We start from the raw sequence: 18,669 nt of genomic DNA on the forward strand, positions 1-18,669 counted from the left end.
TCTGTTGCCCGCCACGCAGGCGGGGCTTTGTAAGTTGGTTCAGACAGGCTATATCTGGGTTTGTCATTAATCAAATCGATGTCGGTAATGCAAATCATTGATCATTTCAATTTACGATCTTTTGACCTTAATCTGCTGGTTGCCTTTGATGCCTTGATCACGGAAGGCAGTGTGACGCGGGCAGCCAGAAAATTACGGATCGGTCAGTCCGCGATGAGCCATAATCTGGCAACGTTGCGGATGTTGTTGCGCGATGATTTGTTTGTTCGGGTTGGGCAGGAAATGCAGCCAACAGCCCGCGCGCAAAGCCTGTCCGGGCCGATCCGCCATGCTTTGCAGCAGGCACAAGTCGCCTTGCAGGTGGGAAATGATTTTGATCCGCGAACGGAAAAACGGGTATTTCGCATCGGGGTTTCTGACGAGATGGCGCAGGTTCTGTTGCCGGACCTTCTGGGGTATCTGGCCCATGCCGCACCCGGCATTGGCATTTTGGCCCGGGAATTAAGCCTGCCAACGGTTGAGCCTTTGCTGAATCGTAGTGAAATAGATGTTGCTGTGGGCGTGCCCTATGTGCCGCAAGGGTCGTTTGCGGGCGAAAAGCTGTTTGATGCCCACGCCAGTTGCTGTTTTCACCCTGATTTGATTGGGCGAAACGCGCCACTGGACGCCGATGCATATTTTGCGGCACGCCACGCGGTTTTTTCACACAGTGCCAATATCGCAGGCTGTGTTGGAGATATTTATCAAAAAACCGGGCATACGCTCGATGTCGGGTTTGCGGCCCCGGCTTTTTTGCCGTTGTTGGCCGCGGCGGCCAAGGCCCCCCTGATTGCGACGGTGCCAGAACGCATTGCCAGGCGCTATGCCGCACTATTTGGTTTGGTGACCAGCCCGGTGCCGGTCGCACAGGGTTTTTCAGCCAGCTTTATGGTCTGGGCCCGCCATACGGAACGCGATGTTGCTGTCTTATGGATGCGTGATTGTATTCGCATCGTGGCGTTGCAGGCATCATGATGATGATGGTACAGGGGCGAAATAAATGCACCCCGCCAGGGCAAACTAGCGGGGTGCGAGGTATTGTGGTGCAATAACCTCGGTGGAGGCCGAAACCTCCGGGCGGTGGGATACGCCGGTTAATAAGGGGGGTCAAGTACCTTTCGGTTGATTAAAAAACAGTCAAAAAAATATATGTGAATGAAAAATAGTCATACAAAATGCATGTGACGCAATAATTTTCTACTAAACCGCAATGTAGTATTGTTAAATTGCGTTGAGTCTCTGCGGTTTTTGAAGATTCGTATAAAACTTCAAAATTTGGCACGATTTTGGCTAGTACCGCTGCGGTGCAATAAACTCGCAGTGGAGGCTACAAAATGAAGAAGACGCTTCAGACGATCGTTGGCGCGGGGGCGCTGGCGTGGTCTGCAATGGCCATGACGCCGGCGCAAGCCGCCGACGATACGATCAAAATTGGCGTACTGCACTCTCTCTCGGGAACGATGGCGATTTCGGAAACCACGTTAAAGGACACGGTCCTGATGCTGGTTGATGACATCAACAAAAAAGGCGGTCTTCTGGGCAAAAAGGTCGAAGCTGTGGTGGTTGACCCGGCTTCGGACTGGCCGCTTTTTGCCGAAAAAGCGCGTGAGCTTCTGGAAAAAGACAAGGTTGCCGCTGTTTTTGGTTGCTGGACATCTGTTTCGCGCAAATCGGTTTTACCGGTCTTTGAAGAAGACAACGGTCTTTTGTTCTATCCGGTGCAGTTTGAGGGCGAAGAAAGCTCGCGCAATGTGTTTTATACCGGGGCTGCCCCGAACCAGCAGGCAATTCCGGCTGTTGACTATTTGATGAGCGAAGATGGCGGCGGCGCAAAGCGTTTTGCCCTGCTGGGAACGGACTATGTTTATCCGCGTACCACCAACAAGGTTTTGCGCGCCTACTTGCATAGCAAGGGTGTTGCTGACGAAGACATTATGGAAAACTATACGCCGTTTGGTCATTCCGATTGGCAGTCCATTGTGTCGGACGTAAAAACCTTTGCATCGGCGGGCAAAAAAACCGCTGTTGTTTCGACCATCAATGGTGATGCCAACGTGCCGTTCTACAAGGAACTGGCAAACCAGGGCATTAAGGCAGAAGACATTCCCGTCGTTGCATTTTCAGTCGGCGAAGAAGAACTGGCTGGTATTGATACCACCCCGCTGGTTGGTCATCTGGCCGCCTGGAACTATTTTGAAAGTGTCGATACCGAAGCCAATGCGGCCTTTATCAAAAAATGGCATGCCTATATCGGCGATGACAAACGCGTAACCAATGACCCGATGGAGGCCACCTATATCGGCTTTACCATGTGGGCCCATGCGGTTGAGCAGGCTGGCACCACCGATGTCGATGCCGTTCGTCAGGCTATGTATGGCCAGAAAGTACCGAACCTGACCGGTGGTGTTGCGGTGATGAACCCCAACCATTACTTGTCCAAACCGGTTCTGATTGGCGAAGTACAGGATGATGGCCAGTTTGATACCGTCTGGAAAACCGACGACGTTGTTGTCGGTGATTCCTGGTCAGACTATATCCCCGAAAGTGCGAAGCTGACGGCGGATTGGACCTATCCGTGGGTCTGCGGTAACTGCGAAAAACCGACATATTAATTGAAATGGACGGGCCGGATGCCATGCGCATTCCGGCCCGTTTTGCTGGTGCGCGGGATGGCAACATGTTTTACCGCCCCGTTTGAATTTGCCTGTATATTTGAATGCGCGATGCGAAGGCTTTGATCATGCGTCAAGATTTTTCCCCGCCTGCGCCGGGCCGAATGCCCCATCATTCTTTCCGCCGTTTTTTCATGCCCCTGTTTGCCATTGTGGCTCTGATGCTGGTGGCATTGGCCCCGCAACAGGCACATGCCTTTAGCGACGAACAGTTGCGGCAGAATGCGGAACAGTTAAACGCCAAAAGTTCGACCAAAAAGCTTGATGTCATTGAAAAGATGGCGGCGGATGGCGACCCGCGTGTTGCCCCGATCCTGGAAGCAATGCTGGGCGGCGATTTATATGTCAGCAAGGCCGATGACAAGGTGGTTATTGGTAAAAAGCAGGGCAAGGTCTGGCAGCATATTGATGTTGTTAGCGGGGCGGTCACAGGGGAAAGCGGATCGGGCGATCTTGATAAAATACGGATTAATAACCGTCTGCGCGGGGCGCTTCGTGATGCGCTGGCGACCCTGAATTTATTTAGTCCGGACCTGGCAACCCGCCGGGCGGCCGTGGAAACCGTAATGGATACCCGCGATCCGGCAATGGCACCATTGTTGCAGCGTGCCATTGACCGCGAGAACGACCCCGAATTACTGGCGCGAATGGAACTTGCCAGGGCGACCATGGCGTTGGCAGCGGGCAAAACATCGCAAGAACGGCTGGATGCGATTGATATTCTGGCAAGCCAGACCACCCCGCAAATTCGCGCGGTGTTGTTGCAGTTTGTCAATGCCGCCGAGGCCGAAAATTATGACCCCAAAGTGGTTGCTGCGGCAAAGGACGCGGTGGCATCGGTCGAAGGCCGGTTAAAGATGTGGCAGACCGGCGGTGACGTTTATCGGGGCATCAGCCTGGGGTCGGTTTTGTTGCTGGCTGCTGTGGGGCTGGCGATTACCTTTGGTGTGATGGGCGTCATTAATATGGCGCACGGCGAAATGATCATGATTGGGGCCTATACCACCTATGCGGTGCAGCAGGCTTTTATGGTGTGGTGGCCTGCCGGTATCGGCTGGTCGCTGGCGGTAGCAGTGCCAATGGCATTTCTGGTTTCGGGCGGGGTTGGCGTGGTGATTGAACGTTTGATCATTCGTTTTTTATATGGCCGCCCACTTGAAACCCTGCTGGCGACCTGGGGGCTTAGCCTGTTTTTACAGCAAGCCATTCGCAGCATTTTTGGTGCCAGCAACCGCCAGGTCGTTGCACCCGATTTCATGAGTGGCGCCATCGAATTTTCGACCGGTCTGGTTCTCACCTATAACCGGCTGTGGATTATTCTGTTTAGCCTGCTCGTCGTTGGTGGCATTGCCATTGTGCTGCGCTATACCGCGTTTGGTTTGCAAATGCGGGCAGTGACGCAAAACCGCCGTATGGCGGGGTCGGTTGGTATTCGCACCGGCTATGTCGATGCGCTGACCTTTGGCCTGGGATCGGGCATCGCCGGGATTGCCGGTGTCGCGCTTAGCCAGATCGACAATGTCAGCCCCAATCTGGGGCAGGGTTATATCATCGACAGTTTTATGGTGGTGGTGTTTGGCGGCGTTGGCAATTTGTGGGGCACGGTTTTGGGCGCGTTTAGCCTGGGGATTGTGAATAAATTCCTGGAACCTGTTGCCGGGGCTGTGTTGGCAAAAATCTTTGTTCTGGTTGCTCTTATCCTGTTTATCCAGAAACGTCCCAAAGGGTTGTTTGCCCTTAAGGGCCGCGCGGTGGAGGCCTGATCCATGACCGACTATCGCCAGAAATATAAAATGACGCCGGTTCTGGGCTGGTTGTTGCAGGACCGGGGCGGCATGATTTTGCTGGGCATTTTGCTGGCTGGCAGCATTTTGATTCCGATTGGAAATTTGCTGATCCCCGAAGGATCGGCCTTTCATGTGCCAACCTGGATGTTGGGGCTGTTGGGCAAGTATTTGTGTTATGCGCTGTTGGCCCTGAGTGTTGATCTGATTTGGGGTTTTTGCGGCATTTTAAGCCTGGGCCACGGGGCGTTTTTTGCCCTTGGCGGCTATGCCATGGGCATGTATCTGATGCGTCAGATCGGTGATCGCGGGGTTTATGGCGATCCGGTTTTGCCCGATTTTATGGTGTTCCTGAACTGGAAGGAACTGCCGTGGTACTGGTACGGGTTTGATCATTTCAGCATGGCCGTGATTATGGCGATGCTGGTTCCCGGTTTGCTGGCGTTTGTGTTCGGATTTCTGGCGTTTCGGTCTCGCGTGACCGGGGTTTATCTGTCGATTATTACCCAGGCGATGACCTATGCGCTGTTACTGGCGTTTTTTCGCAACGATATGGGTTTTGGCGGCAATAACGGCCTGACCGATTTCAAGGATATTCTGGGCTTTGATCTGCAATCGGATCAAACCCGTTGTGTTTTGGTTGTGGCATCGGCTGTGATGCTCGCACTGTGTTATCTGGTGGCGCGGGGCATTACGCAATCACGTTTGGGCAAGGTGTTAATTGCCATTCGCGATGCCGAAAGCCGGGTGCGTTTTACCGGCTATCGGGTGGAATATTACAAGTTGTTTGTGTTTACCGTTTCAGCCGTGATGGCGGGCATTGCCGGTGCGCTTTATGTGCCGCAAATCGGCATTATCAACCCCGGCGAATTCGCCCCTGCTGCCAGTATTGAAGTGGTGATCTGGGTGGCGGTTGGCGGGCGTGGCACGCTTTACGGGGCGGTGTTAGGGGCGTTTATTGTCAATTATGCCAAAACGTTTTTTACCGGTGTAATGCCCGACTTCTGGCTGTTTTTCCTGGGCGGGTTGTTTGTCGCCGTGACGCTGTTTTTGCCCAAGGGTGTCATCGGGGCGGTTCCTGCGTTTGGTGGTGCTGCGGGGCCGGGCGCACAGGGGAACTGGCGTGAAAGATTGGCCGCCTGGCGCGCCAATCAGGGGGGCAAGGCATGAATACCGCAGAAGACCTTCTTTCCGAAGAAAGCCGCATGATTCAAAGCGAAAAGGCCGCCACCATCCTGTATGTCGATGGCGTATCGGTAAGTTTTGATGGTTTTCGCGCACTTAATAACCTGAGCTTTTATGTTGAACCGGGTGAACTTCGCGCCATTATCGGTCCTAACGGGGCGGGTAAAACCACGATGATGGATATTATCACCGGCAAAACCCGCCCCGATACGGGTGATGTGCTGTATCAAAGCGATGTGGACTTAACCAAACTTGACGAAGCCGACATCGCCAATTTGGGCATTGGGCGCAAGTTTCAAAAACCGACCGTGTTTGAAAGCCATACGGTTTTTGACAATCTGTTACTGGCCTGTTCTGGCGGGCGCAGGGTGTTTTCGGCCCTGTTTCACCGGCTAAGCACCGTTGAAAAACAGCGGATCGAGGAGACCCTGGCGACCATTCGGTTGGGCGATGCGCGCGAAACGCTGGCGGCCAATTTGTCGCATGGGCAAAAGCAATGGCTGGAAATTGGCATGTTGCTGATGCAGGAACCGCAATTGTTGCTGGTTGATGAACCTGTGGCGGGCATGACCGATTCTGAAACCGAACAAACCGCCATTTTGCTGCGCAATATCGCGAAAACCCGGTCGGTTGTGGTGGTGGAACACGATATGGAATTTGTCCGCGATCTTGATTGCAAGGTGACGGTGCTGCACGAGGGCTCGGTTCTGGCGGAAGGGCGGTTAGATAGCGTGCAAAAAGACCCGCGTGTTATTGAAGTTTATCTGGGGCGCTGATCATGCTGAGTGTTGAAAACATCGATCTTTATTATGGGGCGTCCCATGCGTTGCGTTCGGTTTCGCTCAGGGCGGAAACCGGCAAGGTAACGGCGGTTCTGGGCCGCAACGGGGTGGGCAAAACATCGTTGATGCGCGCTGTTGTCGGCCAGCACCCGATAGCCAGTGGCGATATTGTCTGGGAAGGTAAAAAAATATCGCGGGATCCGTCGTGGAAACGATCCGCAGCGGGGATTGCCATTGTCCCCCAAGGGCGCGAGGTTTTTCCGCTTTTGACGGTTAAGGAAAATCTTGAAACCGGTTTTGCGGCCTTGCCCCGGCCGCTACGTCATATTCCCGATGAAATTTTTGATCTGTTTCCCGTTTTGCGCGACATGCTGGGGCGGCGCGGCGGCGATTTGTCGGGCGGGCAGCAGCAGCAACTGGCAATTGGCCGCGCCCTTGTGACCCGGCCCCGGTTGCTTGTCCTTGATGAACCAACCGAAGGCATTCAGCCCTCGATCATCAAAGACATTCAGCGCGTGATCAAACAATTGGCAGATCGGGGCGACATGGCGATTTTGCTGGTTGAACAATATTTTGATTTTGCACATGAACTTGCCGATGAAATCATTGTGCTGGAACGCGGCGAAGTGGTGCTGGCGGGGGCGAAAAATGAACTGGACCGGGAAAATGTTCGCACCTATCTGACCGTTTGATCAGCACCTGCCTAATTTTCGCGCATGAACAACAGGCGCGATTGTGTGTTTGCGCGCCAAAAAACGCCTTAATGCGCCGATGTTGGCCGGGTATCAGTTCTGGCCTGGATCTTGCTAATATGTTGCTTGCTGCTGTTGGTGGCAAAGTTGAAACGGCGTTGGGTGGGCCTGTGCAGTTAGGCAAGATTGAAAGTTCCGCGCTTGACGACACCGCGATTTCGGCGGTAGTGCGCCCGGAAACAAAGGTGCACCCCGATTGTTTGGCGCGCCCGATTGTGACCGATGGGCGGGCGGAAGTTTCTTTCAAGGCAGCACATCATCCCGGCCAGCCTTCGGCCCTGAACCATCTGTTTTATCGTGATCCGATGAAGATGCTGTTTCCGCGCACCCAGCCCGGCGATATTAGCCAGGCGGTGCTGGTGACCACATCGGGCGGTATGGTTGGTGGCGATCAACTGGCGTTTTCGGGCCGGGCGGGTGAAAATACCCAATTACAACTGACTGCGCAGGCGGCAGAAAAAGTTTATCGGTCATTAGGGCCGGATGGCAAAATGACGGTCGATCTGACCGCCGAAGATGGCGCGTGGCTGGAATGGTTGCCCCAGGAAACGATTTTGTTTGATGGTGCCCGTTTGCGCCGCACAACATCGGTTTCTGTTTTCGGTTCTGGCCGGGTTCTGGCCGGGGAAATAATGGTTTTTGGCCGTTTGGCCCGGGGCGAGGTTTTTTCGCACGGTCTGGCGCGTGATGCCTGGGATGTTTCCCTTGATGGTCGCCCCGTATGGCGTGATGCGTTGCATCTGGATGGCGATATTTTACGGGTGCTGGATCATCCGGCAAGTTTTAACGGGGCGCGGGCCAGTGCCACGGCGATTTTCACCGGTCGGGGGGCCGAAAATCAGCTTGAGGTTGCCCGCGAATGCCTAAAGGGCGCTGCGCAACAGGGGGACGGGGTTTTGGCGGCGGCAACCGCAATGACAAATATTGTCATTGTGCGGTGGCTGGCGGTTGAACCGATGCGGTTGCGCAGCGCCTATGGCGCCTGGTGGGCGATGTTTCGCCATAAGGTAAATCATCTTCCGGCGCGCCTGCCGCGCATGTGGGAGATTTAAGCGATGCAGAACGGCTTGCACGAAAAAGGGAGGGCACCATGAACCTGATGCCACGCGAAAAAGACAAATTACTGGTCGCGATGGCCGCAATGGTGGCCCGTCGGCGGCTGGAACGGGGCGTAAAGCTGAATTACCCCGAAGCCATCGCCCTGATTACGGATTACGTGGTGGAGGGCGCGCGCGACGGCGTATCGGTGGCCGAATTGATGCGTGACGGGGCCACAGTTTTGACCCGCGATCAGGTGATGGAAGGCATTGCCGAAATGATCCATGACATTCAGGTCGAAGCGACCTTTCCTGACGGGGTCAAGCTCGTTACCGTTCATGAACCCATTCGCTAGGAAAGGTGCGTTTTTATGATCCCCGGTGAAATTATAACAGCACCCGGTACCCTGACCTTAAACGAGGGCCGTGAAACCGTCTCCATAACGGTATCAAATACCGGTGACCGCCCGGTGCAGGTGGGGTCGCATTATCATTTTTACGAAACCAACCCCGGCCTTGATTTTGACCGCGAAGCCGCACGGGGCTGCCGCCTTGATGTTCCTGCGGGCAGTGCCGTGCGGTTCGAACCGGGCCAAACCCGCGAAGTCACCCTGGTCAAATATGTCGGCAAAGGTGTGGTTTACGGCTTCAATGGTAAAATTAACGGCGCGTTGGGGGACTGAACATGGCCTATGAAATTGATCGTTCATCCTATGCTGCCATGTTTGGCCCGACCGTGGGCGACAAAGTGCGCCTTGCTGATACCGACCTGATTATCGAAGTTGAAAAAGACTTCACCACCTATGGTGAAGAAGTCAAATTTGGCGGCGGCAAAGTGATCCGCGACGGTATGGGGCAGTCACAAGCATCGCGCGCCGAAGGGGCTGTGGATACCGTTATTACCAACGCGCTGATTCTGGATTACTGGGGCATTGTAAAGGCCGATATTGGCCTGCGTGATGGCCGCATTGCTGCCATTGGCAAAGCAGGCAACCCCGATATTCAGCCCGATGTGGATATTATTATTGGTCCGGGTACCGAAGTGATTGCCGGTGAAGGAAATATTATCACCGCAGGCGGTATTGACGCGCATATTCACTGGATTTGCCCGCAACAGGCGGATGAAGCCCTGTATTCTGGTGTAACCACGATGTTGGGTGGGGGTACCGGCCCGGCAGCGGGTACGAACGCCACCACCTGCACCCCCGGCCCGTGGCATATTGCCCGCATGTTGCAAGCCGCCGACGGTTTGCCGGTTAACGTTGGTTATTTTGGCAAGGGCAATGCCACCCTGCCTGCCGCCCTGATCGAACAGGTAAAAGCAGGTGTTTGCGGATTAAAGCTGCATGAAGACTGGGGCACCACCCCGGCCACGATCGATGCTTGCCTGTCGGTTGCCGATGATCTTGACGTGCAGGTGATGATCCATACCGATACGCTTAATGAAAGCGGCTTTGTCGAACATAGCCGGGCCGCGTTCAAGGGCCGAACCATTCATACTTTCCACACCGAAGGGGCCGGGGGCGGCCATGCGCCCGACATTATCAAGCTGTGCGGCGAAGCCAATGTTTTGCCCAGCTCGACCAATCCGACTCGGCCCTTTACGGTTAATACCATCGACGAACATCTTGATATGTTGATGGTTTGCCATCATCTCGATCCGAAAATTCCCGAAGATGTGGCCTTTGCCGAAAGCCGTATTCGCCGCGAAACCATTGCGGCTGAAGACATTTTGCATGATCTGGGCGCGTTTTCGATTATTTCGTCCGATAGTCAGGCGATGGGCCGGGTGGGCGAGGTGATTTGCCGCACCTGGCAAACGGCTGACAAGATGAAAAAGCAGCGTGGCAACTTGCCCGAAGACGGCGACGGAAACGATAATTTCCGCGCCAAGCGCTATATCGCCAAATACACCATCAACCCCGCGATTGCCCAGGGTATTGCCAGCCATGTCGGTTCGATCGAGGTGGGTAAAATCGCCGATCTGGTGGTGTGGAAACCGATGTTTTTTGGCGTGAAGCCCGATATGATCCTGAAGGGCGGCATGATCATGGGGGCTGCTATGGGGGACCCGAATGCCTCTATCCCCACGCCGCAGCCAGTGCATTACCGGCCGATGTTCGGGGCTTTTGGCGGGGCGCTGACCAAATCATGCTTTACCTTTGTGTCCCAGGCCGGGATCGATGCCGGGATCGCCGCCGAATTTGGCTTGCAACGTCAGTTGTTGCCGGTATCGAATACGCGCAATATCGGCAAAAAGGACATGAAGTTGAACGATACCTTGCCAAAAATTGATGTCGACCCGGAAACCTATCAGGTTCATGCGGACGGGGTGCATCTAACCTGCCAACCGGCAACCGAAGTGCCGATGGCACAACGTTACTTCCTGTTTTAAGGGGCGGGATCATGCGGCGCGCCATTGAACATATTCCCGTCGGGCAAAACCATGCCGCCGAAATGCGCGGGACGGTAACGCTGGCCTTTGCTGACCGGCACCGGCGGCGCATTCGCCTGCTTGATGATGCGGGCGCGCCCTTTTTGCTGGATCTGCCCCATGCGGTGCGTTTGGGCGATGGCGATCATTTGAAACTGGCCGATGGTGGCATTATTGTAGTGTGTGCCGCCGCCGAACCGGTGTTGACCATTACCTGTGCCGGCCCCGTTGCGGCGGCCCGCATGGCCTGGCACATTGGCAACCGCCATACGCCGATGCAGGTGCTTAAAGACGGGCGCTTGCGCATTATTGAAGACCATGTTTTGCGCGATATGATCATTGGCCTTGGCGGTGTGGTTGACAGCGAAATTGCACCCTTTGACCCCGAACGCGGGGCCTATCATGGCCTCGGCGGTAATGCGCAGGAAAATGGCCATCATCATGGCCATGACCACGATTTCTTTGCCGATGCTGATCACGGGGACGCGGGGGATGCGACGGGGCCCATTGCTGTTCCCCGCCATGGTCAAAGCGACAGTCACCGTCACACCCACAACCCTGCCGCCGGGGGTGATCATGACCATTGATCATACCGTGCCGCAGCCCCTTAATTCTCGCGGGTTGATGCGCTTGATGACATGGCTGGGGCCGTCTTTTCCGGTTGGCGCCTATACCTATTCGCACGGCGTTGAATTTGCGATTGAGGATGGCCGGGTTGGCAAGCGCGACAGCGTGATAACCTGGGTGGAAGGTGTTTTGGCCTTTGGTGCCGGGCGCATTGACGGGGTACTGTTTTGCCAGGCTTACCATGCCACCTGCGCAGGTGACCTTGAGGATCTGATTGCCATTGGCATTGATGCCGATTGCCGCCGGGGCACGGCCGAAATGGCGCTGGAGGCAACCGCTCAGGGGCGGGCGTTTGTTTCCACCCTTGGCCAGGTTTGGGATGATGCCTTGCTGGCAAACTGGGCCGCTTCGATGCGTACGGATGGCCGGTTGCCGTCTTATCCGGTGGCGGTTGCGATTGCCGCGGCGGGGGCGGATATTGATTTGCGCAGCGCCTTAACGGCGTTTTTCCATGCGATGGTGGCCAATCTGGTTTCCAGTGCCGTGCGGCTGGTGCCGCTGGGGCAGACCGATGGCATTCGCGCCATTGCTGCGCTAGAGAATGCGGTGGAATTGGCCGTTAAACAGGCCATGGAAACCGACCCGGATGACATAGGTGCCTGCGCGCCGTTGATCGACTGGACATCGATGAAACACGAAACCCAATATACAAGGTTGTTCCGATCATGACTTCTCCGCTTCGCATTGGTATTGGTGGGCCGGTTGGCTCTGGCAAAACGGCATTGCTTGAACGGTTGTGCAAGGCGATGCGCGACGAATTTAACATCGCCGCCATCACCAACGATATTTATACCCGCGAAGATGCCGAATTCATGACCCGCTCGGGGGCGCTTGCGCCGGACCGCATTGCGGGTGTTGAAACCGGCGGCTGCCCGCATACGGCCATTCGCGAAGATGCCTCGATCAATTTGGCGGCAGTCGAAGATATGAGTGCGAAACATCCGGGTCTTGAGGCGATTTTTATTGAATCGGGCGGTGATAATCTGTCGGCGACGTTTTCGCCCGAACTGGCCGATATTACGATTTACGTGATTGATGTGTCGGCGGGCGATAAAATTCCGCGCAAAGGCGGGCCGGGCATTACCCGTTCGGACCTTTTGATTATCAACAAAACCGATCTCGCCCCGCTGGTGGGGGCCGATCTGGGGGTTATGGACCGTGATGCGCGCAAAATGCGCGGGGATCGGCCTTTTGTTTTTACCAATCTCAAGGCGATGGAAGGCCTTGAGGATGTGAAAAACTTTATCATCGAATCAGGGGGGCTCCGTCAATCTGCTGCGTGACATAAAACAAGCAGAAAATCGCAGATGATGGGAGTTCAGCAACACCCGGCCCGAAAGGGCCGGGTGTTTGTTTTTACGATTCGCGTAAAAGTTGGTCTGTCGGGCGAATATTCGCCGGCGCGAGCGGAATTTCGCCAGATATTGAAACATGTCTGCTTGAGTGATTTTTATGATTTCCCCATAAATTCAATATCTTGTTCTGTTTTCAGGAAAGTTCAGAATTTTGAACTTTTGCACAGGAAAATGCCCAAGCCTTCACGATAGTCTCTGCATGTTCGGTTTTCCCCACCTGTTATGTGGACCTGTCAGGAGAAGGATGTGTTTTCCCACAGCGAAATTGTCGAATTGCGCGGCAATGGCTCTATCTTGTTGATTGGCCGTCCTATCAGTTTTGGTCAGCTCAATCGTTTTGATGCAAGAATGTGCGGCAGCATTGACGATCCGCAGCGTATTGCCGACCGGGTCCGGCATTATGCCTCTCATCCCGGTAACGGGCTTAAGCTGCGTCACTTCTGGTTGTCCGCAGGTGGTGGCAACCTTGCCCCGCGCAATGAGCGGGATATGGTGCGTGATGTTGGCCGTATTGTTGGTCAAGGCGCATGGATGGCGCTTGAAATTGCCGATGAGCGCCGAGTTGGCTGTGCCGTTCCTGAAAAGATCAGTGGCCGGATGACCCCAGTGCTTTCGACACTCAAGGGCCGCAATGTGGCAACGATGTCGATGGACGAAAAATTCGAGCTGACATTTGGGAAATTAGAAAATCATTTGGGTGAAGGCTTCGCAGAGACCTTGCGCGGGCTTGTCTCACCTGTTGCACTTGCAACGGCTGCGGCGACGATTGCTGCACTGGCATTCGCAAGCGGCGGGACCATTCTCGCGATTATCCTGGGTATTGGTTATGCGATGGTTGGTTGGGCAATTTTCGGTGCTGTTGGCGACCTGATGGGGGCCATGCAGTTGGTTGCCAACGCCAAGGATGAGCGAGATCTGGATCGCGCGGCTGCACTTTTTGCACGTGTTGCCGCTGAAATCACAGTGGGGTTATTGATTGCGTTGCTCACTCATGCCGCTGGGCGTACAGGGGTGGGAGGAAGATCCCCTCGTCAAATAATCGAAGAATCCCCAAAAACTTCGCCGGTAGAAATTAAGACTTCAAGGCCAATAGTTGAGCCGCGACAGCAGGTTGTCTCAAATAAAAATTTCGAGAAATTTGAAAAAAATGAAATAACGGCGCCAAAATTGCGCCCGAAGGAGATGAAAACTGAATCTACTGCGGACACGACAAATAGTGCAAATTTGGGTGCCAATAACGTTAATGCCGGCGTTGCTCTGAAGAGGAAATTATCTGCGTTGGAGCGTGCTCAAAGCAAGGCAGTGAAAGTTCGCGAGCTGCCAGATGGGCGTATCAGGTATTATGGAGCCGAACGTTCGGCGAAGAGCCCAGGCCCAACGAGAGGCTCTTCATATGTAACGGAATATAATTCTAATACGGGAATGGTTCGTTCATGGAATGAAGCATATGATCAGTCAGGGAGGATCAACCGAGTACATCCCAAAATGATAAACGGTCAACATGTCGATTCTCTTCATTATCCCCCAACTGGAACCGAATTGGGTATCCGATGAAACTGTCTAAATCAGAGTTTGGTAAAATGTTAGAAAAAAAGGTCAACGAGACACATGATCTGGTTATCCTGTCTCGCTGGGCCTTTGAGATATTTATGGATCATCAACGAGATTCGGAAGCGGACGAGGATATGCAGGAATTATTGTTGGAACTTAGCTCTATGGAAGATGGAGAGGAATTCGAATTTTCAATAGAAGAACTTGTTTCGTTGTCAAAGAAGCTTCAAAATTCCTGAGATGTCTCCTGCGGTGAATTCTTAAGGTCTTGGTTTTTTAATTTGTAGGAAATTATTTTTTGCGAAATTTTGTAGAGCCCTAACCACTGTCGAGAGGGGGTTACATGAGGTCGTTGTGTGATTCAGCGGAGCAGATACGGTATTTAGTTTTTAAGGCAAAAAAGTATCTCGATAATTTATGGTAACTGAATTTGGACGAGATATTTTCAGGTTGACCAGTGGTCAAACGTTGTCGTCTTTTGGGAGGCCGCTCCTTTTCTCGTAACCGCGATATCTCATTTCCCTTGGAAGCAGGCGCATTTCCCGCTGTCCATTGCTAAAGAAATTGGTTGCCCTGACCCGAGGTGTGGCCGGTTTTACGTTTGTGGTGGCTGAGTTTCGGGCTGCGGCAAAGCTAGCCCGGATATGATAAATCAGGAATGAAGACCAAAGATCAAAGAAATTGTTTATATCGCCCTTTTGCGGCGCTAATGGACGTTTTCGGGCTGTTCCTGCCTTTTACCATGCCGCTTACTGGTGTTCTGATTATGATGCAATCGTTAACACCGATGCTGACCGGGGCGATTTTGGGGGCAGAAAAGGTCATGAGCTTAAGAATTCAGCATATCAGAAAACTCGAAACTCTGATGGCGTAATTTCTGGTCGCGAATATTCTGGTCATGCCTTAGATCAAATGCAAAATAGGGGTATAATGTCATCATCTGTTGAAAATGCGGTAAAATTTGGAAAACGTAGTGCTGATCCAATCCCAGGTCGAGTTCGGTATGTTGATATGGAAAATAAAGTAACTGTAATTACTGAAAATGAAAAAGTGATAACAGTTATGAGAGGGGCGAGGTGAAATGATGAGAACTGAATATGATGACCGGCAAATTAAAAGAATGAAGGATCAGGTCATAAACTATAAAAATGGGGCAATTGGCTTAGGAGATCTCGTAGAGGATTTGATTTTTTTGCGCGATGCGCTAGATGTTTGCCCAAGTGAATGGGATCATAAATTTACAGAAAAATTGACTGATTTGGAGTCTGTTAATTCTTATCTTATTGAAAAAAATGAAAATAAATTAGATCAGGTTACTCAGCCAATTGTAAACGGTGCGATTCAAAAAATTGAATATTTAATTTCAGAACTATAGTCATTCATTAAAACTTAAGTAAGCTGAGCGTGTGATTTTTTGGATAGCGTGCCTCGCACCGTCGACGTTCCTACTGTCGCCTTTGCTTTCGGTTTGCATTTCCCTTGGAAAATCCTGCATTTGTAGTTATCCATTACCAATGAATTTGGTGGCCCTGGCGTGAGGCGGGGTCGGTTTTGTGTTTGCGGTAGGCCGGTTTATGGGCCGCTGCAGGGCTGACCCGGAAGTGAGGGATCAGAATGAAGACCAAGGACATTGTTTATATCGCCCTTTTTGCGGCCCTGATGGCTGTTTTGGGGCTGTTTCCGCCCTTTACCCTGCCGCTGACGGGCGTGCCGATTACGGCGCAATCACTGGCACCGATGTTGGCCGGGGCGATTTTGGGCGCGCGGCGCGGGGCGCTGTCGGTGGTGCTGTTTCTGGTTCTGGTCGCGCTGGGTTTGCCGCTTTTGGCTGGTGGGCGCGGTGGCTTTGGTGTGTTTTTGGGGCCGACCGGTGGTTTCATGATCGGCTGGGCGGTATCGGCCTTTGTCATTGGCTATCTGATCGAGAAATTCTGGGACCGTTTGAACGCAGTGAATACGGCTGCCATCATCGCCTTTGGCGGCATTGTTGTGCTTTATGGGCTGGGCAATGCCTGGGTGGCTGTCGTGGTTGATATTTCCTATTGGAAGGCCTCGGTCGGGTCCGCGCCCTTTTTGGTTGGCGATGCGTTGAAGGTCTTTGTCGCAACCGGGGCGGCCCTTACGGTGCGCCGGGCTTATCCGCTGGTTTCGCCAGCCTGATTTGCATGCTTTAATCGGGCCGCCTGTGCAATAAGTGCAGGCGGCTTTTTGCTGGGCGGAATATGAGAGGCCAATGATCGAATTGCAGAATGTCGCGCTGCGTTATGGGGCGCAAAACGTGCTGGAAGATATTTCCCTGTCCCTTGGCGAACGGCGTATTGGCATTGTTGGTGCCAATGGATCGGGAAAAAGCACGCTGGCGCGTCTGCTTAACGGGCTGTTGGTGCCCAGCGCAGGCCAGGTGCAGGTCGATGGTTTTGATACCGCAAAAGAGGGCCGCAAAGTACGCGCACGGGTGGGGTTCGTCTTTCAAAATCCGGATAACCAGATCGTTTTTCCCGTGGTCGAGGAAGACCTTGCCTTTGGTCTGAAACCGTTGAAACTGCCCAAAGACGACGTCAGCCGACGGATTGATACCATGCTGGCGCGTTATGACCTTGGGGCCTATCGCACCCATCCCAGCAATCAATTGAGCGGCGGGCAAAAGCAGTTGTTGGCGATTTGTGGTGTGCTGATTATGGAGCCCGCCTGCATTGTGTTTGATGAACCCACCACCTTGCTCGATTTGCGCAATCGTAACCGGGTGGCACAGGCCATTGCTGAATTGGAGCAACAGGTGATTACGGTGTCGCATGATCTGGACCTTCTGGCCGATTATGACCGTATTCTGGTGATCGATCAGGGCCGGGTGGTGTGTGATGACGTGCCGCAAAAGGCGCTGCCGTTTTATGTGGATCTGATGTCATGAACCTTGCCAGCGGCCTGTATCAGGATCGCGCCTCGTTGATCCATCGCCTGCCGGCTGGGCTAAAGGTGCTGGCACTCGTGGTGCTCGGCACGGCGGTGTTTCTTATTCCAAACTGGCAAATTCTGCTGGCAATATTGGCGGCCGTCATTGCGCTTTATGGGGTGGCGCGGTTTTCACCTCAAATTTTATGGGCGCAAATCCGGCCGCTTGTCTGGTTGCTGGTGGTGTTTTTTGCCGTGCAGTTGTGGCTGAATGACTGGCAAGCGGGCCTCGTGGTGGTCACACGGCTTGCTATCGTCGTGCTGTTTGCCGCCCTGGTGACGCTCACCACACAGGTTTCCGTAATGCTCGCTGCCCTCGAACGCGCGATGCAGCCGCTGCGCTTTGTCGGCATCAATCCGGAAAAAGTTGGCCTCGCCTTTTCGCTGGTGCTACGCTTTATCCCCGTCATTGCCAGCGTTTTCGATGATGTGCGTGAAGCTCAAAAGGCGCGGGGGCTGGATCGCAATATGCTGGCCCTGTCGGTGCCACTGATCATCCGTACTCTGAAAATGGCCGATGATGTCGCCGATGCGATTGAAGCGCGGAGTTATGATCCTGCCGGACGCAAATAAAAATGCCGGACCTGTTGTCAGGTCCGGCATGAAAGCGGGTCTTGTCGGCTGAATGTTTTAGGCCGTTAGTCCCAAATGCGTCGCATGAAAGCGGATATGGTCTTCGATGAAGCTGGCGATGAAATAATAGCTGTGATCATAGCCTTCCTGCATGCGCAGCGTTAGCGGGTAGCCGCTGTTTTTGGCGGCCTGTTCCAGCGTTTCGGGCTTTAGCTGGTCTTTGAGGAAGCCATCGGCATCGCCCTGATCGATAAGGGCGGGGGTGAAGCCGGTGGGTTGGGCGGTGCTCATCAGCATGGAGCTGTCATAAGCGGCCCAATCGGCCTGTTTGGGGCCAAGATAGTTTTCAAACGCCTTTTGCCCCCAGGGCACATTGACCGGGTTGCAAATGGGCGAAAACGCGGTGACAGAGCGGAACTTGCCCGGATTGCGCAGTGCCATCATCAACGCGCCATGCCCGCCCATCGAGTGGCCGGAAATCACCGCATTGTCATTGACCGGGAAATGTTCGGCAATCAGGGCCGGAAGCTCGTTTAGGATATAATCATACATCCGGTAGTTTTGCCGCCAGGGTTCCTGGGTGGCATTGACGTAAAAACCCGCCCCTTTGCCAAAATCATAGGCTTCGTTTTCGTCATCGGGCACATGGTCGCCGCGCGGGCTGGTGTCCGGGGCAACAATGGCAATGCCCAGTTCGGCGGCAAGGCGGTGCGCGCCAGCCTTTTGCATGAAATTTTCATCCGTACAGGTCAGGCCGGACAGCCAATACATCACCGGGACCGTGGTGCCATTGCCTGCCTGGGGCGGCAGGTAAATGGCAAAGCGCATGTCGCAGCCCAGCGTCGATGAAGGGTGGCTATATTGTTTGTGCCAGCCGCCGAAACTTTTGGCGCTAGAGATATTTTCGATGCTCATTTCATCCTCCAATT

Annotated in this window: 22 protein-coding genes; 21 read left to right on the forward strand and 1 reads right to left on the reverse strand. The window is 53.7% G+C overall.

Going from position 1 to position 18,669, the window contains the following annotated elements:
• Window positions 1-60 precede the first annotated feature (60 nt).
• From J4E05_RS12185 to J4E05_RS12280, 21 genes are all read left to right on the forward strand, one after another.
• Window positions 61-1,014, forward strand: coding sequence for a LysR family transcriptional regulator (locus J4E05_RS12185; protein WP_349595887.1), 954 nt, complete (start codon window positions 61-63; stop codon window positions 1,012-1,014).
• 359 nt (window positions 1,015-1,373) lie between these two features.
• On the forward strand, window positions 1,374-2,651 hold the full coding sequence (gene urtA / locus J4E05_RS12190; RefSeq protein WP_085590821.1) for an urea ABC transporter substrate-binding protein: 1,278 nt from the start codon (window positions 1,374-1,376) through the stop codon (window positions 2,649-2,651).
• 128 nt (window positions 2,652-2,779) lie between these two features.
• Window positions 2,780-4,474: an urea ABC transporter permease subunit UrtB gene (urtB, locus tag J4E05_RS12195; protein WP_349595890.1), complete on the forward strand. Its 1,695-nt coding sequence runs from the start codon at window positions 2,780-2,782 to the stop codon at window positions 4,472-4,474.
• Between the two features lie 3 nt (window positions 4,475-4,477).
• Window positions 4,478-5,665, forward strand: coding sequence for an urea ABC transporter permease subunit UrtC (gene urtC, locus J4E05_RS12200; RefSeq protein ID WP_503012337.1), 1,188 nt, complete (start codon window positions 4,478-4,480; stop codon window positions 5,663-5,665).
• Window positions 5,666-5,700: 35 nt separating this feature from the next.
• A complete protein-coding gene (gene urtD / locus J4E05_RS12205; protein ID WP_349597563.1) occupies window positions 5,701-6,456 on the forward strand; it encodes an urea ABC transporter ATP-binding protein UrtD in 756 nt (251 codons plus the stop codon).
• 2 nt (window positions 6,457-6,458) lie between these two features.
• Window positions 6,459-7,154, forward strand: a complete 696-nt coding sequence (urtE, locus tag J4E05_RS12210) for an urea ABC transporter ATP-binding subunit UrtE (RefSeq protein WP_349595893.1) — start codon at window positions 6,459-6,461, stop codon at window positions 7,152-7,154.
• A gap of 119 nt (window positions 7,155-7,273) precedes the next feature.
• The gene (locus J4E05_RS12215; RefSeq protein WP_349595896.1) at window positions 7,274-8,266 is read left to right on the forward strand and encodes an urease accessory protein UreD; all 993 of its coding nucleotides are present in this window, start codon (window positions 7,274-7,276) and stop codon (window positions 8,264-8,266) included.
• Between the two features lie 38 nt (window positions 8,267-8,304).
• Window positions 8,305-8,607 carry an urease subunit gamma gene (locus J4E05_RS12220; RefSeq protein ID WP_085590813.1) on the forward strand — a complete coding sequence of 101 codons (303 nt, stop codon included), beginning with the start codon at window positions 8,305-8,307 and terminating at the stop codon, window positions 8,605-8,607.
• Window positions 8,608-8,622: 15 nt separating this feature from the next.
• Complete coding sequence (locus tag J4E05_RS12225; protein WP_349595899.1) at window positions 8,623-8,934, forward strand: urease subunit beta; 312 nt, start codon at window positions 8,623-8,625, stop codon at window positions 8,932-8,934.
• A 2-nt stretch (window positions 8,935-8,936) separates the two neighbouring features.
• Window positions 8,937-10,646, forward strand: coding sequence for an urease subunit alpha (gene ureC / locus J4E05_RS12230; protein ID WP_085590809.1), 1,710 nt, complete (start codon window positions 8,937-8,939; stop codon window positions 10,644-10,646).
• 11 nt (window positions 10,647-10,657) lie between these two features.
• Window positions 10,658-11,272, forward strand: coding sequence for an urease accessory protein UreE (locus J4E05_RS12235; RefSeq protein ID WP_349595903.1), 615 nt, complete (start codon window positions 10,658-10,660; stop codon window positions 11,270-11,272).
• Window positions 11,262-11,981, forward strand: a complete 720-nt coding sequence (locus J4E05_RS12240; protein ID WP_349595906.1) for an urease accessory protein UreF — start codon at window positions 11,262-11,264, stop codon at window positions 11,979-11,981. The genes J4E05_RS12235 and J4E05_RS12240 overlap by 11 nt, the downstream gene beginning before the upstream one ends.
• Window positions 11,978-12,595, forward strand: coding sequence for an urease accessory protein UreG (gene ureG, locus J4E05_RS12245; RefSeq protein WP_085590803.1), 618 nt, complete (start codon window positions 11,978-11,980; stop codon window positions 12,593-12,595). Before J4E05_RS12240 ends, ureG begins: the two co-directional genes overlap by 4 nt.
• 318 nt (window positions 12,596-12,913) lie before the next feature.
• Window positions 12,914-14,221 (forward strand): hypothetical protein, encoded by a 1,308-nt coding sequence (locus J4E05_RS12250; protein WP_349595909.1) that lies wholly within the window; start codon window positions 12,914-12,916, stop codon window positions 14,219-14,221.
• Window positions 14,218-14,457, forward strand: a complete 240-nt coding sequence (locus tag J4E05_RS12255) for a hypothetical protein (RefSeq protein WP_349595912.1) — start codon at window positions 14,218-14,220, stop codon at window positions 14,455-14,457. Before J4E05_RS12250 ends, J4E05_RS12255 begins: the two co-directional genes overlap by 4 nt.
• Before the next feature lie 419 nt (window positions 14,458-14,876).
• Window positions 14,877-15,092 (forward strand): hypothetical protein, encoded by a 216-nt coding sequence (locus J4E05_RS12260; protein WP_349595915.1) that lies wholly within the window; start codon window positions 14,877-14,879, stop codon window positions 15,090-15,092.
• The gene (locus J4E05_RS24090) at window positions 15,092-15,298 is read left to right on the forward strand and encodes a DUF4258 domain-containing protein (RefSeq protein WP_503012346.1); all 207 of its coding nucleotides are present in this window, start codon (window positions 15,092-15,094) and stop codon (window positions 15,296-15,298) included. The genes J4E05_RS12260 and J4E05_RS24090 overlap by 1 nt, the downstream gene beginning before the upstream one ends.
• A gap of 1 nt (window position 15,299) precedes the next feature.
• Window positions 15,300-15,593, forward strand: coding sequence for a hypothetical protein (locus tag J4E05_RS12265; RefSeq protein WP_349595917.1), 294 nt, complete (start codon window positions 15,300-15,302; stop codon window positions 15,591-15,593).
• A gap of 239 nt (window positions 15,594-15,832) precedes the next feature.
• A complete protein-coding gene (locus J4E05_RS12270) occupies window positions 15,833-16,378 on the forward strand; it encodes a biotin transporter BioY (RefSeq protein WP_349595920.1) in 546 nt (181 codons plus the stop codon).
• Between the two features lie 73 nt (window positions 16,379-16,451).
• Complete coding sequence (locus J4E05_RS12275; protein WP_349595923.1) at window positions 16,452-17,126, forward strand: energy-coupling factor ABC transporter ATP-binding protein; 675 nt, start codon at window positions 16,452-16,454, stop codon at window positions 17,124-17,126.
• Window positions 17,123-17,740, forward strand: coding sequence for an energy-coupling factor transporter transmembrane component T family protein (locus J4E05_RS12280; protein ID WP_349595926.1), 618 nt, complete (start codon window positions 17,123-17,125; stop codon window positions 17,738-17,740). Before J4E05_RS12275 ends, J4E05_RS12280 begins: the two co-directional genes overlap by 4 nt.
• 57 nt (window positions 17,741-17,797) lie before the next feature.
• Here the strand turns inward: J4E05_RS12280 and fghA are convergent, their stop codons facing one another.
• Window positions 17,798-18,655, reverse strand: a complete 858-nt coding sequence (gene fghA / locus J4E05_RS12285) for an S-formylglutathione hydrolase (protein WP_349595929.1) — start codon at window positions 18,653-18,655, stop codon at window positions 17,798-17,800.
• Between the last annotated feature and the right edge of the window lie 14 nt (window positions 18,656-18,669).

It is taken from the genome of Thalassospira sp. NFXS8, assembly GCF_040148805.1.
In the GTDB taxonomy this organism is placed as follows: Bacteria; Pseudomonadota; Alphaproteobacteria; order Rhodospirillales; family Thalassospiraceae; genus Thalassospira.

Bases quoted from the DNA above. Each gene is read 5' to 3' on its own strand.
- urtA (WP_085590821.1), top strand. From the start codon at position 1,374: ATGAAGAAGACGCTTCAGACGATCGTTGGCGCGGGGGCGCTGGCGTGG.
- urtB (WP_349595890.1), top strand. From the start codon at position 2,780: ATGCGTCAAGATTTTTCCCCGCCTGCGCCGGGCCGAATGCCCCATCAT.
- urtC (WP_503012337.1), top strand. From the start codon at position 4,478: ATGACCGACTATCGCCAGAAATATAAAATGACGCCGGTTCTGGGCTGG.
- urtD (WP_349597563.1), top strand. From the start codon at position 5,701: ATGATTCAAAGCGAAAAGGCCGCCACCATCCTGTATGTCGATGGCGTA.
- urtE (WP_349595893.1), top strand. From the start codon at position 6,459: ATGCTGAGTGTTGAAAACATCGATCTTTATTATGGGGCGTCCCATGCG.
- J4E05_RS12215 (WP_349595896.1), top strand. From the start codon at position 7,274: ATGTTGCTTGCTGCTGTTGGTGGCAAAGTTGAAACGGCGTTGGGTGGG.
- J4E05_RS12220 (WP_085590813.1), top strand. From the start codon at position 8,305: ATGAACCTGATGCCACGCGAAAAAGACAAATTACTGGTCGCGATGGCC.
- J4E05_RS12225 (WP_349595899.1), top strand. From the start codon at position 8,623: ATGATCCCCGGTGAAATTATAACAGCACCCGGTACCCTGACCTTAAAC.
- ureC (WP_085590809.1), top strand. From the start codon at position 8,937: ATGGCCTATGAAATTGATCGTTCATCCTATGCTGCCATGTTTGGCCCG.
- J4E05_RS12235 (WP_349595903.1), top strand. From the start codon at position 10,658: ATGCGGCGCGCCATTGAACATATTCCCGTCGGGCAAAACCATGCCGCC.
- J4E05_RS12240 (WP_349595906.1), top strand. From the start codon at position 11,262: ATGACCATTGATCATACCGTGCCGCAGCCCCTTAATTCTCGCGGGTTG.
- ureG (WP_085590803.1), top strand. From the start codon at position 11,978: ATGACTTCTCCGCTTCGCATTGGTATTGGTGGGCCGGTTGGCTCTGGC.
- J4E05_RS12255 (WP_349595912.1), top strand. From the start codon at position 14,218: ATGAAACTGTCTAAATCAGAGTTTGGTAAAATGTTAGAAAAAAAGGTC.
- J4E05_RS12260 (WP_349595915.1), top strand. From the start codon at position 14,877: ATGAAGACCAAAGATCAAAGAAATTGTTTATATCGCCCTTTTGCGGCG.
- J4E05_RS12265 (WP_349595917.1), top strand. From the start codon at position 15,300: ATGATGAGAACTGAATATGATGACCGGCAAATTAAAAGAATGAAGGAT.
- J4E05_RS12270 (WP_349595920.1), top strand. From the start codon at position 15,833: ATGAAGACCAAGGACATTGTTTATATCGCCCTTTTTGCGGCCCTGATG.
- J4E05_RS12275 (WP_349595923.1), top strand. From the start codon at position 16,452: ATGATCGAATTGCAGAATGTCGCGCTGCGTTATGGGGCGCAAAACGTG.
- J4E05_RS12280 (WP_349595926.1), top strand. From the start codon at position 17,123: ATGAACCTTGCCAGCGGCCTGTATCAGGATCGCGCCTCGTTGATCCAT.
- fghA (WP_349595929.1), bottom strand. From the start codon at position 18,655: ATGAGCATCGAAAATATCTCTAGCGCCAAAAGTTTCGGCGGCTGGCAC.